We start from the raw sequence: 16,745 nt of genomic DNA, 5'->3' as shown, positions 1-16,745 counted from the left end.
CGTCCCGCACGCGGCGTGCTGCGGGAAGAGGGAGTGACCCGATCAGGCCACGGCGGGTCACGTACCTCTCACATATGCCCCGTCAGTCTGTCGTGCAGGGAGAGGGCCGAGGCGTCGGTGAGCGAGGCGATCTGGTCGACGATCACCCGCTTGCGCGCCCGGTCGTCGCCCGCCGCGTCGAACAGCGCCCGGAACTGGGGTTCGAGTCCGTCGGGCGCGCGGACGGTGAGCGCCTCGGCCAGCTCCGCGACGATCACCCGCTGGTCGGCGCGGAGCTGCTCCTGCTCGGCGCGCTGCATCACATAGCGGTCGGCGACCGCCTTGAGGACCGCGCACTCCATCCGGGCCTCGCGGGGTACGACCAGCTCGGCGCCGTAGCGGGTGAGCCGGCCCGTGCCGTACGCGGCGCGTGTCGCGGTCTCGGCGGCCAGGCAGAAACGGCCGATGAGCTGGCTGGTGGCGTCCTTCAGACGGGCCTGGGCGCCCGCGGTGCCGTCGTAGCCGTGCGGCCACCAGTCCTCGTCCTGGAGGCGGTCGAGGGCCGCGGCCAGCTCGGCGGGGGCGGTGTCCGCGGGGACGTACCGGCCGACGGCGACCTCGAACACCGCCTGCCGCTCGGGTTCGGCGTGCAGGCAGTTGGGGTCGACGTGGCCGGCGTGCAGGCCGTCCTCGACGTCGTGCACCGAGTAGGCGACGTCGTCCGCCCAGTCCATGACCTGGGCCTCGAAGCAGGTGCGGGTGCCGGGGGCGTGCGCCCGGACCCAGTCGAAGACCGGGCGGTCGTCCTCGTACACGCCGAACTTCCGGGAGGCCGGGTCGGTGGGGTGCGTGCCGCGCCGCCAGGGGTACTTGGTGGCGGCGTCGAGGGTGGCGCGGGTCAGGTTGAGGCCGACGGACCGCTCCTCGGTGAAGCGCTTGGGCTCGATGCGGGTGAGGAGCCTGAGGGACTGGGCGTTGCCCTCGAAGCCGCCGCAGTCGTCGGCGAACTCGTTCAGCGCGGTTTCGCCGTTGTGGCCGAAGGGCGGGTGGCCGAGGTCGTGGGAGAGGCAGGCGGCCTCCACCAGGTCGGGGTCGCAGCCGAGGGCCGCGCCCAGCTCCCGGCCGACCTGGGCGCATTCGAGGGAGTGGGTGAGGCGGGTGCGGGGGGTGGCGTCCCAGGCGGGGCTGCGGGTGCCCGGGGTGACGACCTGGGTCTTGCCGGCGAGCCGGCGCAGGGCGGCCGAGTGCAGGATCCGGGCCCGGTCGCGCTGGAAGGCGGTGCGGCCTGGGCGTTTGTCGGGCTCGGGGGCCCAGCGTTCGACGGAGGTCGGGTCATATGCGGTGGTGAGTGCGGCGCCTTCCATGATGCGACAGTAATCCCAGTCGCCCGCCGCGTTCGGTTCCGGGTCGGCGGCGGGTGCGTTGGGGCCGGCCGAGCCCACGGCTCGGGGGATGTCCCGTTTCACATGGCGGCCTCGGCCGAGGAGGGGCGGGACGTGGTCGCGGCCGGGGCGCCTTCCGTGCCGTCGCCGGGGGCGGACACGGAGTGTGAGGCGAACCGGAAGGGTTCCGGTGACGTCCTCCTTGGTCGGAAGCCATCTCTGGGGGGCCGTATGAGGATCCGTCGACCGCGGTGGCCGCGGACGCGCACCGGGCAGCGGCGGCTGGTGCAGGCCGTGATGGCCGCGTGCGTGCTGGGCCTGCTGCCGGTGACCTGGCTGTACGTGTCCACGGCGGACCGGCTGCGCACGAGCGCGGACGTGCCGCGTACCGAGGTCGCGATGGTGTTCGGGGCCGGGCTGTGGAAGGGGGACGAGCCGTCGCCGTACCTGGCCCACCGGCTGGACGCGGCGGCCGGGCTGTACCGCGAGGGGCGGATCGAGGTCGTCCTGGTCACCGGGGACAACAGCCGGGAGGACTACGACGAGCCCGACGCCATGCGCGCGTACCTCACCCGGCACGGGGTGCCGGACGCGCGGATCGTCAGCGACTACGCCGGGTTCGACACCTGGGACTCCTGCGTCCGGGCCAAGAAGATCTTCGGGGTGGACCGGGCGGTGCTGATCAGCCAGGGCTTCCACATCCGGCGGGCGGTGGCGCTGTGCGAGGCGGCGGGGGTGGACTCCTACGGGGTCGGGGTCGACGCCGTGCACGACACGACCTGGTACTACGGCGGGACGCGCGAGATCTTCGCGGCGGGCAAGGCCGCGCTCGACGCGGTGTTCCGCCCGGACCCGCGATTCCTCGGCCCCAAGGAGCCGGGGGTGTCGCGAGCACTGGCGGCCGGACGGTGAGGGGTCCGGCCGCCGCACGGCGGCGGCGGGCGCCCGACGGCGGACACCACCGGTAACCGCGAGGGCGCCGCCTCACGGCGGGCGCGGCCGAGGAGGCGGCCCGGCGCCCGGCTCGGCAGGCGCACACCGGCGGCCGGGACGCACACGTCGGGGCCCGCCCCTGCCCCCCGTACCCCGCCCCGCAGTGAGCCGGGGTGCCCCCAGGGCCGCCGGGTCCGCCGCCCGCGCGGTGCCCGTGGGGGCCTAGGGCCAGAGGCGTAGCGCTGTTCCGTCCGCCGTACGCGGTGCGGGCGGGGCGGCTCGCGTAGGTTCGAAGGCATGTCCGACACCGAGCAGTACGACCTCGACGCCTATCTCGACCGCATCGGCTGGAAGGGCGAGCGCCGCGCCGACCTGGCCACCCTGCGGGGTGTGCATCTCGCGCACGCGCTGTCGCTGCCCTTCGAGAACCTGGACCCGCTGCGGGGCTCGGCCCCCTCCCTCGACCCCGCCGACCTGCTGGCCAAGATGATCCACGGCCGGCGCGGGGGCTACTGCTACGAGCACAACACCCTGCTCCGGCTGGCACTGGAGGCGCTCGGCCTCCGGGTGACCGCGCTGGCCGCCCGGGTGACGGTGGGCGCGCGGACACCGGAGAGCCGTCCGCGTACGCACGCGATGCTCCAGGTCGAGACGGAGGAGGGGCCGTATCTCGCGGACGTCGGCTTCGGGGCGTCCGGCGCGCTGCTGCTGCCGGTGCCGCTGGTGACCGGCACCGAGTTCGAGGGCGCGGGCCGCCGGCACCGGCTGACCCCGCTCTCCCACGAAGGGCCGCTGGAGCTGTGGGAGTTGCAGGCGTACGAGCGGCGCGACGGGGAGTGGGCCGGCCAGTACGCGTTCACCCTCGAACCGTTCGCCGCGCCCGACTTCGAGGTCTTCAACTGGTTCGTGGGCACCCACCCGCGCTCCCCGTTCACCCGCCGCCCCTATCTGCAGCGGACCACCGCCGAGCGCCATCTCGCCCTGGACGGCGCCCTGTTCACCGAGACCCTGGCCGACGGCACGGTGACCGAGCGCACGCTGACCGGGGAGGCCGAGGCGCGGCGCGTGGCGGCCGAGGAGTTCGGCATCGAGGTGCCCGCCGGGCTGGCCCTGCTGGGCTGAGTCAGCGCCGGTCGAGCCAGTCGCCGCCCGCGATGCGGGTGCCGGCGTGGCGCAGCCGGGCGGCGACGCGCGGGGCGGCCAGGTAGACCCAGGCCCGCACGGTGCCGCCGGCGGCGCGTACGACGTCCCGGGCGGTGCGCTCGTAGAGGCTGCGGGGGTCGCCCGGCGCGTACTCCTCCAGCCGGTCGAGCGCGGCGAGCAGTTCCTCGTACGCCTCGGGCCGGGCGGTCACCAGCTCCCCGCGCACCGTCGCGCCGGGTTCCTCGACGGCGTAGGGGTAGCCGGGGCCGTCGTACAGCGCGGCGCCGGCGAGGTGTCCCGGTTCCTCGGCGAGGGTGCGGCCGCGCAGGAGCAGATCGTGGTTCGCCTCGCCGGGGCGGAGCGTGCCGTAGACGAAGAAGGGCAGCGGGCAGAGGTCCTCGGCGATCACGGAAACGATTCTCTACCCTCGCCCGCTCCCCACACATCTCCGCAAAGAGGCTATGGACATGACATGTCATGGCCACTTAAATCTCGGGCATCAGCGCCACCCCCACGCCTAGCCTGGCGCCTTCCCGAGGAGACAGATGAGCCGGATACGGCACCACGTCCGAGGAACCCGTCGTACAGCCACCGCCGGTGTCGCCCTCACCACCGCGACCCTGCTGGCCCTCAGCCTCTCCCCCGCCGCCCACGCCGACGGCAGACCGACCCGGGCCGCCGCGATCGAGAACGCGGCCTCGGCACTCCTGGCCCACGCCACGGCCCTGGGCCTCGCCCCGGCCCAGGACACCAGCGTCCGGGACGTGATCGTGGACAAGGACGGCACCCAGCACGTCCGCTACGACCGCACCTACCGCGGACTCCCGGTCCTGGGCGGCGACTTCGTCGTCCACCTGGCGGCGGACGGCGCCTACCGCGGCGCCGACCGCGCCACCCGCCGGAAGGTCTCCGTGCCCTCCGTCACCCCGGAGGTCTCCGCGCCCAAGGCCGCGCGGCTCGCGCTGAACGCGCTGCGCGCGGCCGACCCCGGCGACCGGCTGGGGCAGGTCAAGGCCAAGCCGGAGCTGGTGGTCGACGCCCTGCACGGCAGCCCCAGGCTGGTGTGGCGCACCAACGCCGCCGGCCTCGACTCGCTCGGCAACCCCGTCGCCCGGACCGTGCTGACCGACGCGCGCACCGGGGCGCAGATCGACGCCTGGGACAGCATCGAGACGGCCGCCGGCGACGGAAAGTCGCTGTACAGCGGGACGGTGCCGCTGGAGACCACCCAGTCCGGGGCGTCGTACCAGCTCAAGGACCCGACCCGCGGGAACACCTACACCGGTGACGCGGCGGGCAAGACGGACCTGTGCATCTTCGGCATCTGCATCAGCCGGGCCCCCGCGACCCTGTTCACGGACGCCGACAACCACTGGGGCACGGGCACCACGGCGGACCGCGCCTCGGCCGCCGTCGACGCCCAGTACGGCACCGACGAGACCTGGGACTACTACAAGAACGTCCACGGCCGCAACGGCATCGCCGGTGACGGCAAGGGCTCGTACAACCGCGTCCACTACGGAAGCAACTACAACAACGCCTTCTGGGACGACAGTTGCTTCTGCATGACGTACGGCGACGGGGACGGCACCACGTTCGGTCCGCTGGTCGCCCTCGACGTCGCCGGGCACGAGATGTCGCACGGCGTGACGTCCAAGACGGCCGCGCTGACCTACTCGGGCGAGTCCGGCGGCCTGAACGAGGCCACCTCCGACATCCTCGGCACCATGGTCGAGTGGTACGCGAACAACTCCTCCGACACCGGTGACTACCTCATCGGCGAGAAGATCGTGAAGCCCGGCTTCGGCAAGGCGGCCCTGCGCTTCATGGACAAGCCCTCCAGGGACGGCAGTTCGGCGGACTACTGGAGCTCGTCGGTCGGGAACCTGGACGTGCACTACTCCTCCGGCGTCGCCAACCACTTCGCCTACCTGCTCGCCGAGGGCAGCGGCGCGAAGACCGTCAACGGCGTCGACTACGACTCGCCGACGTCCGACGGCTCCACGGTCACCGGCATCGGCCGGGACAAGGTCGGCAAGATCTGGTACCGGGCGCTGACGGTCTACATGACCTCGTCGACGAACTACAAGGGGGCGCGGACGGCGACCCTCAGCGCGGCCAAGGACCTCTACGGCGCGGGCAGCGCGGAGTACGCCGCGGTGGCCGCCGCCTGGAGCGCGGTCAACGTCAGCTGACCACCCGGGGACAGCGGAGGGCCGGCGCCCCGGACGGGCGCCGGCCCTCTCCCGTGCGCGACCGTCCCGGAGCCGGCGGGCTGACGTCCCGTCACCCGTTCACCGGTATCGCCGCGCCATTCGTGTGTTTTTCGTACCACTGTCTTCCGGTGTCCCCGTTCCCGCCCTTGACCTGCCGGAACGCCACGCCTCCTAGCCCGTGCGGGTGGCGGGGCCGCCACCCGTTCACCGCAGTCCTGACGTTCTCTCAGCAAGCGGACACCGCCCGGAGCCACTTACCTCGGAAGGGCAGGGGCGCACCCCTGGACGAGTCGGACAAGCTCTGGGGAGCACCATGCGACGCACTGCCCGTCTGCTGGCCGGTACCGCGCTCGCCGTGGCCGCCGCGGCACCCGCCCACGCCGTCGACACCGGCCGTCTGGACGTGTACCCGTCCACCGTGACACCCGGCGGCCAGGTCACGGTGAACACGGCCGCGTGCGGCGATCCGGGCGCCGCGACCGGGGACGCGGGCGCGGTCGGCGCCGGCGTCTTCACCCTGGCGCCCACCGCGCACGAGGGCGAGGCCATCGGCCAGTTCCAGGTGCCGCCGAGCGCACAGCCGGGGACGTACGAGATCCTCGCCAAGTGCGCCGAGGGCGACCGGCAGGTGGCGGGCGATCTGGTGGTGGCACTGACCGCGGCACAGCAGGTGCAGCCGCGGGGAAGCGTGAAGACGGGGGTCGGCGGCGGACTCGACCGCGACCCCGTACAGACCGCGGCGGGTGTGGCGGCGCTGGCCGTCGCCGCCGCGGGCGGTACCTGGCTCCTGCATCGCCGGGCGAGAGGCGACGGGATCTGACGGACACCCTCCGCTGTCCGTCCGCCGGTACCGCACATCCCGCCCCCTCCGGGTCCGACGCCCCTCGCGGCCCGGAGGGGGAGGGGACCTTGCAGGGGGGTTCTCCGGGAGAGGGGTCTCGTATGCGCAGGAGCGCCTCGGGGGCCGGGCGCGGCCGGAGCGCCCGGCTCGGCGACGCCGCCATAGCCGCCGTCACCGTCGTGGCCCTCGGTTCGGGGGTGTGGCTGCTGGACGGCACCGGACCGCACAGGCCACCGCAGCCGACGGCCGCCGAGGGCCGTTTCGATCCCGGCGGCGGACGCTCCGCGGCCCCCGGTCTCCCCCCGTCCCCGCCCCTGCGCATCCGCGTCCCCGCGATCCGGGTGAACGCGCCCCTGACGGGCCTGGCCCTCACCCCCTCCGGCAGCCTGGACGCACCGCCCGCCAAGGAGATGAACCTGGCCGGCTGGTACGAGGCGGGCACCACCCCCGGCGAGACGGGCACCGCGATCGTCGCCGGACACGTCGACAACGCCGACGGCCCCGCCGTCTTCTACGACCTCGGCGCGCTGAAGCGGGGCGCCCGTATCGAGGTGGACCGCCGGGACGGCACCGTCGCCGTCTTCACCGTGGACGCGGTGGAGGTGTACTCCGCGCGCGACTTCCCGGACGCCAAGGTGTACGGCGCGGCGCCCCGCCCCGAACTCCGCGTCATCACGTGCGGCGGCGGCTACTCGAAGACCACCGGCTACCAGGGCAACGTGGTGGTGTTCGCCCATCTGACGGGCAGCCGGTGAGGCTCAGTGCGGCGCCGGCTCCCCGCCCAGCACATGGCGTGCGCCCCACGCCCCGAGCGGCGCCAGCGCCTCGTTCAGCTGTCTGCCGACCCCGGTCAGCGAGTACTCGACCCGCGGCGGCACCTCGTCGTACTCCTCGCGGTGCACGATCCCGTCGGCCTCCAGTTCGCGCAGCTGCGCGGCGAGCACCTTCTCCGTGACGCCCGGCAGCAGCCTGCGCAGCTCGCCGAAGCGGCAGACGCGTTCGCCGAGCGCCCACAGGATCGACACCTTCCACTTGCCGTCGATGATCTCCATCGCCGCGTCGGTCCCGCAGACGTACGCCCCGGGCCGCCGTCCCACCGGCATGCTCAGTCCCCCTCCGGCCTGCACCCTTTCCTTCGGGTAACCACCCACATCGAAGTGCGTACTTCTGTCCGGCGGTTCCCCGGGCGAGCCTAGTCGCCATGACCGACACCTCTTCTTCCTCCGTTCCCCGTATCCCCCTCACCCTGCTCGGCACCGGTGCGATGGGCACCGCGCTCGGGCGGGCCTGGCTCGCCGCCGGGCATCCGCTGACCGTCTGGAACCGCACGGCCGCGCGGACCGCCGCGCTGACGGCCGAGGGGGCGGTGGCGGCCCCGGACGCGGCGGCGGCGGTGGCCGCGAACCGGCTCGTCGTGGTCTGCCTGCTGGACGACGCCTCGGTGGGCGAGGCGCTCGCGGGTGCCGACCTCACCGGCCGGGACCTGGTGAACCTCACCACCGGCACCCCCGCCGACGCCCGCTCGCGCGCGGCCTGGGCCGAGGAGCGCGGCGCCCGCCTCCTGGACGGCGGGATCATGGCTGTACCCCCGATGATCGGCACGCCCGGCGCCTTTGTCCTCTACAGCGGCGACCGCGTCCTGTTCGAGGAGTACCGGGACGTCCTGGCCGTGCCGGCCGGCCCCGCGTACGTCGGCGCGGACCCCGGGCTCGCCGCGCTGCACGATGTGGCGCTGCTGAGCGGGATGTACGGCATGTTCGCCGGGATCACGCACGCGTTCGCGCTGGTCCGCGAGGCGGAGGTGGCGCCGAAGGAGTTCGCGGCGCTGCTCGTGCCGTGGCTGGAGGCGATGGCGTCCATGGCGCACGGCGCGGCCGAGCGGCTGGCCGACGGCGACCTGACCACCGGCGTGGTGTCCAACCTGGCCATGCAGGTCGCGGGCAGCGGCACCCTGGTGCGCACGGCGGAGGAACAGGGGGTGAGCACCGAACTGCTGACCCCGTTCCTGGATCTGATGCGGCGCCGGCTGGCCGACGGGCACGGCGATGAGGACACCACCGGCCTGGTGGAGCTGCTGCGGACCCGGTGACCGCCGCGCCGCGGCGGGCCCGCCCGCCCGGGTCCTGCCGCCCGTGGCGCCCCCACCCCCGCCGCTCGAGGCCGCCGCTCAAGGCCGTCCCTCACGTCGGGTCCCCCACCTCAGGTCCCTCAGGTCAGGTCCGTGCGCAGGACGGCCCGGCGGCCCCGCAGCTCCCCCCGTTCCATCCGCGCGTGCGTCTCGGCGGCGGCGCTCAGCGGGAGCACCTCGATGTGCCGGGGGCGCAGCAGGCCCCGCCCGAGCAGGTCGCCCACGGCGGTGGCGGCCTCGGCGAGTTCGACCGTCGTCGCGTGCGAGATGACGAACCCCACGACGGAGCGGTCGTTCATGTACAGAGCGCTCGCGGGCAGCACCGGCCGGGTGCCGGCACCGGCCAGCAGCACCACCCGGCCGCGGCGGGCGAGCAGGCCGAGCGTGGTCTCCAGGTCGTTGACGCCCGCCGTGTCCAGGTACAGGTCGACGCCCTCCGGTGCCGCCCGGCGGATCGTCCCGGCCAGCTCCGGGTCCCGGTAGTCGAACACCTCGGCCGCGCCCAGCTCGGCGCAGTACCCGGCGTCCCGGGCGCCGGCGGTGGCGAGGACCCGGGCGCCCGCCCGCGCCGCGAAGGCCACCAGGGCGCTGCCGACATTGCCCGCCGCGCCCGCGACCAGCACGGTCTCGCCCAGGCGCAGGCGGCCGTGGACGAACAGCGCGAGATGGGCGGTGGCGGCGGGGTGGACCGCGGCCACCGCGGTGTCCGGATCGACGCCCTCGGGCAGCCGGTAGAGCCGGTCGGCGGCGACGACGGCCCGCTCTGCGGCGGCGCCCTGCCGCCCCCCGTGCCCGAGGCTGTTGCACCACACCCGGTCCCCCGCCCGGAAGCCGCCGGCGCCCGGACCCGTCCCGGCGACCGTGCCCACCAGGTCCCGGCCGATGACGAACGGGAAGTCCACGGGGGTGCGGAACACCCCGGACCGTACGTAGGCGTCCACGGGGTCCACGGCGGTGGCCAGCACGTCCACCAGGACGTCGGTGGGACCGGCCAGGGGCGCGGGCAGTTCGCCGTACCGGATGACGTCCGGGGGACCCAGCTGCTCGATGTACGCGGCCCGCATGACACCTCATGCTGCCACCGGCGGCCGGGACGCGCGCGGGCGGATCCGCGCCACCCCGGCCGATCTTTCTTGACCGATCGGTTTCGAATATCTAGGCTCTACGGCATGGCCAGGACCAAGGAATTCGACCCGGACGCCGTACTGCAGTCGGCCATCGACCTGTTCTGGCGGCGCGGCTACGAGGCGACGTCGCTGGCCGACCTGGTCGAGCACCTCGGCATCGGCAGGGCGAGCCTGTACGCCACGTTCGGCAGCAAGCACGAGCTGTACCTGCGGGCGCTCGACCGGTACGGGCAGGCGCAGAACCCGCGCCTGACGCGGGAGCTGTCCCAGCCCGGCCCCGTGCTGCCCGCGGTGCGCGCCCTGGTCCGGCGGTTCGCCGCCGAGGCCACCGCCGAGGCCACCCGGGAACAGGGCTGCCTGGTCACCAACACGGCCGTCGAGCTGGCCCCGCACGACCGGGAGGCCGCCCGCCGGGTGGAGCAGAACTGGGACACCATGGAGACCCTGCTGCACTCCGCCCTCGTGCGGGCCCGGGCCCAGGGCGAGCTGCCCGCCGACCGCGATCCGCTGGCCCTCGCGCGAATGCTGCTGGTGCTGCTCCAGGGCCTGCGGGTAGCCGGCAAGGCGTCGACGGACCCGGCCCGGGTCCGGGACGCGGCGGAGCAGGCCCTGGCACTGCTGGACTGAGCACCGCTCGCCGGACCGGGCGACCGGCGGCCGTTTTTCGGCCCTCAAACTGAACCGATCAGTCAAGAAAAGGATCCCTCATGACGCACCGCTTCTCCGGCCGGACCGCTCTCGTCACCGGCGCCGGCTCCGGCATCGGCCGCGGGGTGGCGCTCGCCCTCGCCCGGGAGGGCGCCCAGGTCGTCGTCGCCGGCCGGCGGCGCGAGCCGCTCGACGAGACCGTGGCGCTGATCGAGGGCGCGGGCGGCAAGGCGCTCGCCGTCACCGCCGACGTGTCCCGCGCCGAGGAGCTGCGGGCCCTGGTGGCCGCCGCCGTCGACCGGTTCGGCTCCCTGGACGTGGCCGTGAACAACGCCGGCGTCCTCACCGGGCGGGGCCGGGCCGTGGGCGACCTGGCCGAGGATGACTGGCACCGGATGCTCGACACCAATGTCACCGGTGTCTTCCTCGCCCTCAAGGCCGAGATCGCCCAGATGCGCACCCAGCCGGACGGCGGCGCCATCGTCAACATCTCCTCCCGGATCGGCACCCACAGCCGGCTGCCCGGCACCGCCGGCTACGCCGCGAGCAAGGCGGCCGTCTCGGTCCTCACCCGCGGCGCCGCCCTGGACCACATCGCCGACGGCGTGCGCATCAACGCCGTCAGCCCCGGCGCCACCGCCACCGACATGTCCTTGGGGCAGGGCGAGACCGAGGCCGGCCGGGCCACGCGCATGCGCTCCGAGGTGCCGCTCGGCCGGGTCTCCACCGTCGAGGAGGTGGCCGCCGCGGTGCTGTACCTGGCCTCGGACGACGCGGCCTCCGTGGTCGGCGCCGACCTGGTCGTCGACGGCGGCTCCACGGCCTGAGCCGGCACACCGGCCCCCGCCCCGCCCTGCCGTGGCCCCTGCCGGGCTCAGTCGATCCCGGAGCGCTCCACCCCGGCCACGATCCACCGCTGGAAGCACAGGAACACCAGCAGCAGCGGCAGGACCGACACGGCCGCCGCGAGGAACAGCTCGTGCAGCCGTACGACCTGGGCGGTGGTGAACGAGGACAGGGCCACCTGCACCGTCCAGGCGCTCTGGTCCTGTCCGATCACCAGCGGCCACAGGAAGGAGTTCCACGCGCCGAGGAACACGATCGTCCCGACGGCCGCGAACACCGGACGGGCGTTGGGCACCACGACGAGCCAGTACGTGCGCCAGTACCCGAGCCCGTCCACCTGCGCCGCGTCCTCCAGCTCCCGCGGGAAGCCGAGGAAGTACTGGCGGAAGACGAAGCAGGCGAACGCCGAGAACAGGGTCGGGACGATCAGACCGCGCAGCGTGGAGATCCAGCCGAGCGACGACACCAGCACGAAGCTCGGCACGAAGGTGACGGCCGCCGGGACCAGCAGGGTGCCCAGGATGCCGTAGAAGACCTTGTTCGCGTGCCGGTAGGGGATGCGGGCCAGGCCGTAGCCGGCGAGGGAGGCCAGCAGCAGGGTGCCCAGCGTCGTCGCGACGGCGATCAGCGCGGAGTTGAGCAGCGAGCGGGCGAACGGGACGGACGGATCGCCGAACAGCTCCTGGACGTTGTCCCACCGGATCTCCCGGGGGAAGAAGGTCCAGCCGGGCGAGGTGATGTCCCGCTCGTCGGCCAGGCCGTTGCGCACGAGCAGGTAGAAGGGGATCAGGAAGAGCAGGGCGAGCACGATCAGCAGCACCAGCCTGAGCGCCCGCCCGGCCCGCACCAGGGCGTCATCCATCGCTCTCACCCATCGCCGTCCGTCCTTCCCAGCCGCAGCCAGCGCGCCTGCCCCACCGTGACGACGGCGATGACCAGCGCGAGGATCACCGCGCCCGCGCTGCCGAGCCCCAGGTTCTGCCCCTGCCCGAGGGCGGTGTAGTAGAGATAGACCAGCGGCGGGCGGGCGTACGGCGGATAGCCCCTGGCGTCGGAGAGCAGGTTGTAGAACTCGTCGAAGGCCTGGAAGGCGTTGACGACGAGGAGCAGCAGCACCGCGACCGAGGTGGCCCGCAGCTGGGGCAGCGTGATGTGCCGCAGCACCGGCCAGCCGGGCCTGGCACCGTCCACGGCCGCCGCCTCGTACAGCGCCGGGTCGATCCGCTGGAGCCCGGCGAGGAACAGGATCATGTAGAACCCGGCCTGGAGCCAGAGCCGTACGGTCACGATGACCAGCCAGTACCAGGGCGGTTCGGAGGTGGCGAGCCAGGCGACCGGGTCGGCGCCGAACCAGCCGAGGACGGTGTTCGCCAGCCCGAACCGCACCCCGTTGAACAGGGACATCTTCCAGACGAGGGCCGCGACGACATAGCTGCACGCGGCCGGCAGGAAGAACACGGACCGGAAGAAGGCGCGGGCCCGCCGGACCCGGTTGACCATCAGGGCGAGGGAGAGCGAGCACACGTAGGTGACGGGCACGATGAAGACGGTGAAGAGCAGGAACGTCTTCAGGCTGGCGCGGAAGGCGTCGTCGCGCAGCATCGCCGTGTAGTTGCCCAGCCCGACGAAGTGGGTGGGCGTGACGGTGTTGTGCGCGTCGAAGAAGCTGAGCCACACGCTCCACAGCAGCGGGACGTAGGTGAACAGCGCGAGCCCGAGCGCGAACGGCCCGACGAACACCCAGAACCACAGGGCCCTGTTGCGCCTCACGGCGTCTTCCTCTTCCGCCTCACCCGGTCGAGTTCGGCCGACACCTTCCGTACGACGCCCCGCAGTTCGCTGTCCGGGGCGGCCCCGCTCCTGATGATCCGGCTGAGCGCGTCCTGATAGGCGGTCTGCGCGGCCGGGGTCCACAGCAGCGGCTGGCTGTACCCGTGGTCGGTGCCGAACCGCACGGCGTCGGCCGCGGCTCCCTTCCTGAGCTTCGCGGCCTTCCGGGCGAGGGAGATCCGGGCGGGGATGTGGAAGCCGTAGGACAGCGCGAAGTCGGCCTGGTAGTCGGTGCGTTCCACCCACAGCCACTTCACGTACTCCTTGGCGGCCTCCTGGTGTCGGCCGCGGGCGCTGACGGCGGCGCCGTAGGCGCCGACCGGTACGGACGGCCGCCCGTGGTCGCCGTCCCTCGGGAAGGGCAGCACCCCGAAGTCGTCGCCCAGCTCCTTCTGGACCTGCGGCAGCGCCCACAGCCCGGACCACTGCATGGCGGTGAGCCCCTGGACGAAGGCCGCCGGGTCGGACCAGTCGGAGGGGGCGCCCAGGAGCAGGGACTTGTCGGCGTAGAGCCGGTGCAGCTTGCCGAGGGTGCGGGCGGCGGCGGGATCGTCGAAGCCGGCCTTTCCGTCATCGGTGACGAGCTGGAGTCCGGCCGCGTACAGCGGAGTTCCGCCGAGCACGCCCGCGCCGCCGTCGTTGCCGAGGAAGAGCCCCTTGACCTTGCCGTCGGTGAGCGCGCGGGCGGCTTCGACCAGGGCGTCCAGGGTGGCGGGCGGCTCGACGCCCGCGTCCGCGAGCAGACTTTTGCGGTAGTAGAGCAGCTGCATGTCGATGACCTGCGGAATGCCCCACACCTTGCCGTCGTACGTCTTGGGTGCGAGCACGGCCGGGTTGAAGTCCTCCTTCACCCCCGCCAGCAGCTCGGTCAGGTCGAGCACCTGGCCGCCCTGGATCTGGTCCAGGGTCGGGCCGTTGACCTCGAAGACGTCGGGCCCGGCGTCGGTCAGCAGCGCGGCGGCGGTCTGCTGGTCGTAGTTGCCCGGCCGCCACTGCACCTCGACGCGCGCCTTGCGGTAGGCGCGGGCGTACCGCTGGACCGCCTGCTCGGTGCCGGCCTCGCCGTACTGGTGGTACCAGTGCGAGAGGCCGGGCCCCGAGCCCCCGCCGCCGTCACCGCCCCGACCGGTGTTCGACCCGCAGGCGGTGAGCAGTCCGGCCCCCGCGCCCGCCGCCAGCAGTGCCCTGCGGCTCATGGTCATCGTCTGTGCCCCCTGACGTCGGTCATCGCTGCACGGCCCAACGATCAACCGTAGGCGCGGATTACGAAAGGCGAGTTTCGGCGGTGTGGCATCCCCCGGGCGCGCGGAACGACGAGAAATTCACACAACTTTTCCGGGTCCCGGCGCATCCAACCAAGTGACCTGCATCCACCCATGTGCCCTGATGGAGGCGGATTCGCCATGTCCACTCATCCGAACGGTCCGAGGATCCTGCGTACATCGACCAGGCGCGGCGCGGCCACCATGTGCGCCGCGACGCTCGTGGGCCTGACGGCCGCCGGAGCGGCCTGGGCCACGACCCCGACGACAGCGCACACGAAGGCCGCCCCGCGGACCTGCGCGGCGAGCGAGCTGTACCTCTCCATGGGCCGCCAGGAAGGGGCGGCCGGATCCCTGTACTGGCCGATACAGTTCACCAACACCAGCACGACCAGCTGCGCCCTGCGCGGCTACCCGGGCGTCAGCGCCCTGGACACCGCGCACCACCAGATCGGCCCGGCGGCCGCCCACAGCGGCACCTCCTACGGCACGGTCACCCTGGCCCCGGGCCACTCGGCCTCGGCGGTCGTCCGCACCACCAACGGCCCGGTCGGCGGACCCTGCCTGCGCACCGGCGCCTACCTGCGCGTCTACCCGCCGGCCTCGCGCACCGCGATCCTGGTCCCGGCCCCCTGGAAGACGTGCTCCGGGGTGTTCCGGACGGGGCCGGTGAACACGGAAGGGGCGATCTGAGAGAGCACCGGCCGAGTCCGCCGACGACATCCCGAGGTCGCCGCCGGCCGCCGGCGCGTCTCCGGCTCAGGTGACTAGCCCCGCCCGTCCGGTTCTGTGGACGGCGGGCCCTCGGACGGCGGCCGGATCAGCGTCCCGATGCCGGCGCAGAGCAGGTCCAGGCCGCGGGTGAACTTCTCGTCCGGCCCGTACGCGGCCGCGGCGGCCACCGTCCGGGGGAAGCCGCGGTGGAGGGCGGCGGCGTCCTCGGCGGCGACCGGCACCGCGGGCGGCTCGCTCTGCTCCTGGAGCACGTAGCCGGTGACGTGGCTGAGCACGGTGTCGGCGGCGGTGCCTCGGTGCTCCGGGGGCACGCCGGCCTCGGCGAGGGTGGCGAGGAGCCGCTCCATCAGCGAGAGCGCGCCGGGGCTGAGGGTCTTCGGGCTGCCGGCGAGCATGATCGCCCCGCCGGGGTGCTGCCGGATGCTCTGCCGCAGGGCGACGGCCTGCGCGGTGACCCTGGCCTGCCAGCCCGCCTGCGCGGGCAGGCCGGCCAGGGCGGCGGTGCCGGCCTCGTACGCCTGCCGGACCACCCGGTCGGCCATCAGCTGGAGCAGCGCGGCCTTGCTGGGCACGTGGTAGTAGAGGCTGCCGGCGTGCACTCCGAGCCGGTCCGCGACCTGGCGCACGGAGAAGCCGTGGTAGCCGGTCCGGGCGAAGACCGCCATCCCCGCGTCGATGATCCGGTCTGCGGTGAGCTTCACGGCGGGAGTCTAGCGAGTCGCACCAGCTTTCAAACACTGTTTGAAAATCCCCCCGGCCGCACTAAGGTCATGATCGGCAATATCGCGGACGGCTCGGAGGGGGGTGGTGACGATGGGCATCGTGCTGTTCAACGTGACCACGGCGGCACTGATGGCGCTGATGTTCAAGGGCGGTCTGGCCCTGGTCGGCCAGGACACCCTGGGCCGGCGGCGGATCCCCTGGGCGGCCGTCGCCCTGACCGGGCTCGCGCTCGCCGGGGTGGCCCTCCAGCTCTGCTGGTCGGGGGCGATGGGCGCGCTCGACGCCGACCCGTCGAAGTCCGGCGGGTGGCGCGTGGTCACCTCGGTCTTCATGCAGAACGGCGGCTTCGGCGGGGCGGCCTGGAACATCGCCACCCTTGCCGCCGTCGCCGCCTTCGCCGACTGGTTCTGGGGTGCGCCGCTGACGCTCGCCCTGTTCGCCGCCGGCATCCTGCTGCCGGAGCAGATCGACAAGCTGTGGGGCCAGACCTCCCACAGCACCGACCCCCGCAACTTCGCGGGCAGTTCCGGCGCGACCTACTTCCTGGGCGCGACGCTGGCCGCGGCCCTGCTGCTGCGCGGCGGCGCGGCGGGCCGGGAGGCCGAGCAGAGCTCCGACGGCCAGGGCGCGGGCCGCGGCAGGGCCGTACGCGACAACCGGCTGCTCGCGCTCGGCGTGCCGGTGCTCGGGCTGGCGATGTGGTTCGCGCAGGAGAACGGGCACGGGCTGGTCTCCTGCTACGGCTTCGCCCTCGGCGCGGTGGCCTGGGCCGCGTTCCGCACCGTCCTGCACCCGGACCGCGACCTGCGGCAGCCGCCGCGCACGACGGTCGCCTCACTGACCGGCCTCGTCGTCCGCCGCACCCGCAGCACCGGCTAGCCGCAGGCCGCCTCCGCACCGGGGCGCCGCGGCCGGGAGCGGACGCCCCGGCGGCGCGGCTGTGCGGCCTGTT

18 protein-coding genes are annotated in these 16,745 nt (G+C 73.7%); 10 read left to right on the top strand and 8 right to left on the bottom strand.

Annotated elements, in window-relative coordinates; genetic code table 11:
• Nucleotides 1–68: 68 nt before the first annotated feature.
• Nucleotides 69–1,343: a deoxyguanosinetriphosphate triphosphohydrolase gene (locus ACF073_RS13590; protein WP_392069445.1), complete on the bottom strand. Its 1,275-nt coding sequence runs from the start codon at nt 1,341–1,343 to the stop codon at nt 69–71.
• Nucleotides 1,344–1,592: 249 nt separating this feature from the next.
• On the opposite strand from ACF073_RS13590, the gene ACF073_RS13585 reads away from it, so the two are divergent.
• Nucleotides 1,593–2,273, top strand: a complete 681-nt coding sequence (locus tag ACF073_RS13585; protein WP_392069444.1) for a vancomycin high temperature exclusion protein — start codon at nt 1,593–1,595, stop codon at nt 2,271–2,273.
• A 318-nt stretch (nt 2,274–2,591) separates the two neighbouring features.
• Nucleotides 2,592–3,416, top strand: coding sequence for an arylamine N-acetyltransferase (locus ACF073_RS13580; protein WP_392069442.1), 825 nt, complete (start codon nt 2,592–2,594; stop codon nt 3,414–3,416).
• Between the two features lies 1 nt (nt 3,417).
• Here ACF073_RS13580 and ACF073_RS13575 read toward each other — a convergent pair whose 3' ends face one another.
• On the bottom strand, nt 3,418–3,846 hold the full coding sequence (locus ACF073_RS13575) for a gamma-glutamylcyclotransferase family protein (RefSeq protein ID WP_392069440.1): 429 nt from the start codon (nt 3,844–3,846) through the stop codon (nt 3,418–3,420).
• Nucleotides 3,847–3,982: 136 nt separating this feature from the next.
• Between ACF073_RS13575 and ACF073_RS13570 the strand changes: the two genes are divergently transcribed.
• The 3 genes from ACF073_RS13570 to ACF073_RS13560 all read left to right on the top strand — a co-directional run bounded on the left by ACF073_RS13570 (nt 3,983) and on the right by ACF073_RS13560 (nt 7,249).
• Nucleotides 3,983–5,632 carry a M4 family metallopeptidase gene (locus ACF073_RS13570; protein ID WP_392069438.1) on the top strand — a complete coding sequence of 550 codons (1,650 nt, stop codon included), beginning with the start codon at nt 3,983–3,985 and terminating at the stop codon, nt 5,630–5,632.
• 334 nt (nt 5,633–5,966) lie between these two features.
• Nucleotides 5,967–6,473 (top strand): hypothetical protein, encoded by a 507-nt coding sequence (locus ACF073_RS13565; RefSeq protein ID WP_392069435.1) that lies wholly within the window; start codon nt 5,967–5,969, stop codon nt 6,471–6,473.
• 122 nt (nt 6,474–6,595) lie between these two features.
• Nucleotides 6,596–7,249: a class F sortase gene (locus ACF073_RS13560; RefSeq protein ID WP_392069434.1), complete on the top strand. Its 654-nt coding sequence runs from the start codon at nt 6,596–6,598 to the stop codon at nt 7,247–7,249.
• A gap of 3 nt (nt 7,250–7,252) precedes the next feature.
• Here the strand turns inward: ACF073_RS13560 and ACF073_RS13555 are convergent, their stop codons facing one another.
• Nucleotides 7,253–7,597: a winged helix-turn-helix transcriptional regulator gene (locus ACF073_RS13555; RefSeq protein WP_392069432.1), complete on the bottom strand. Its 345-nt coding sequence runs from the start codon at nt 7,595–7,597 to the stop codon at nt 7,253–7,255.
• A 98-nt stretch (nt 7,598–7,695) separates the two neighbouring features.
• Here ACF073_RS13555 and ACF073_RS13550 point away from each other — a divergent pair, with 98 nt between their 5' ends.
• On the top strand, nt 7,696–8,583 hold the full coding sequence (locus ACF073_RS13550) for an NAD(P)-dependent oxidoreductase (protein ID WP_392069430.1): 888 nt from the start codon (nt 7,696–7,698) through the stop codon (nt 8,581–8,583).
• Between the two features lie 119 nt (nt 8,584–8,702).
• Here the strand turns inward: ACF073_RS13550 and ACF073_RS13545 are convergent, their stop codons facing one another.
• Nucleotides 8,703–9,686, bottom strand: a complete 984-nt coding sequence (locus ACF073_RS13545) for an NADPH:quinone reductase (protein WP_392069428.1) — start codon at nt 9,684–9,686, stop codon at nt 8,703–8,705.
• A 105-nt stretch (nt 9,687–9,791) separates the two neighbouring features.
• Between ACF073_RS13545 and ACF073_RS13540 the strand changes: the two genes are divergently transcribed.
• Complete coding sequence (locus tag ACF073_RS13540) at nt 9,792–10,376, top strand: TetR/AcrR family transcriptional regulator (RefSeq protein WP_392069426.1); 585 nt, start codon at nt 9,792–9,794, stop codon at nt 10,374–10,376.
• An 80-nt stretch (nt 10,377–10,456) separates the two neighbouring features.
• Nucleotides 10,457–11,224 carry an SDR family NAD(P)-dependent oxidoreductase gene (locus ACF073_RS13535; protein WP_392069424.1) on the top strand — a complete coding sequence of 256 codons (768 nt, stop codon included), beginning with the start codon at nt 10,457–10,459 and terminating at the stop codon, nt 11,222–11,224.
• A 47-nt stretch (nt 11,225–11,271) separates the two neighbouring features.
• On the opposite strand, the gene ACF073_RS13530 is transcribed toward ACF073_RS13535, so the two are convergent.
• Genes ACF073_RS13530 through ACF073_RS13520 form a run of 3 tightly spaced genes read right to left on the bottom strand, consistent with a single transcriptional unit; the run spans nt 11,272 to nt 14,275 of the window.
• Nucleotides 11,272–12,105, bottom strand: a complete 834-nt coding sequence (locus ACF073_RS13530; protein WP_392069987.1) for a carbohydrate ABC transporter permease — start codon at nt 12,103–12,105, stop codon at nt 11,272–11,274.
• Nucleotides 12,106–12,110: 5 nt separating this feature from the next.
• Nucleotides 12,111–13,013 (bottom strand): carbohydrate ABC transporter permease, encoded by a 903-nt coding sequence (locus ACF073_RS13525; protein WP_392069422.1) that lies wholly within the window; start codon nt 13,011–13,013, stop codon nt 12,111–12,113.
• A complete protein-coding gene (locus ACF073_RS13520) occupies nt 13,010–14,275 on the bottom strand; it encodes an ABC transporter substrate-binding protein (protein ID WP_392069420.1) in 1,266 nt (421 codons plus the stop codon). Before ACF073_RS13520 ends, ACF073_RS13525 begins: the two co-directional genes overlap by 4 nt.
• A 201-nt stretch (nt 14,276–14,476) precedes the next feature.
• Between ACF073_RS13520 and ACF073_RS13515 the strand changes: the two genes are divergently transcribed.
• Entirely contained in the window at nt 14,477–15,028 is a 552-nt protein-coding gene (locus ACF073_RS13515; RefSeq protein ID WP_392069418.1) for a DUF4232 domain-containing protein, read from the top strand.
• Between the two features lie 74 nt (nt 15,029–15,102).
• On the opposite strand, the gene ACF073_RS13510 is transcribed toward ACF073_RS13515, so the two are convergent.
• The gene (locus ACF073_RS13510) at nt 15,103–15,771 is read right to left on the bottom strand and encodes a TetR/AcrR family transcriptional regulator (protein WP_392069416.1); all 669 of its coding nucleotides are present in this window, start codon (nt 15,769–15,771) and stop codon (nt 15,103–15,105) included.
• A gap of 112 nt (nt 15,772–15,883) precedes the next feature.
• Between ACF073_RS13510 and ACF073_RS13505 the strand changes: the two genes are divergently transcribed.
• Nucleotides 15,884–16,672 carry a hypothetical protein gene (locus tag ACF073_RS13505; RefSeq protein WP_392069985.1) on the top strand — a complete coding sequence of 263 codons (789 nt, stop codon included), beginning with the start codon at nt 15,884–15,886 and terminating at the stop codon, nt 16,670–16,672.
• The last annotated feature ends 73 nt before the right edge of the window (nt 16,673–16,745 follow it).

Source organism: Streptomyces sp. NPDC015171 (assembly GCF_043079545.1).
GTDB lineage: Bacteria > Actinomycetota > Actinomycetes > Streptomycetales > Streptomycetaceae > Streptomyces.
Note: the sequence above shows the minus strand (reverse complement) of the source record. Positions and strands in the feature narration are given on the sequence as shown.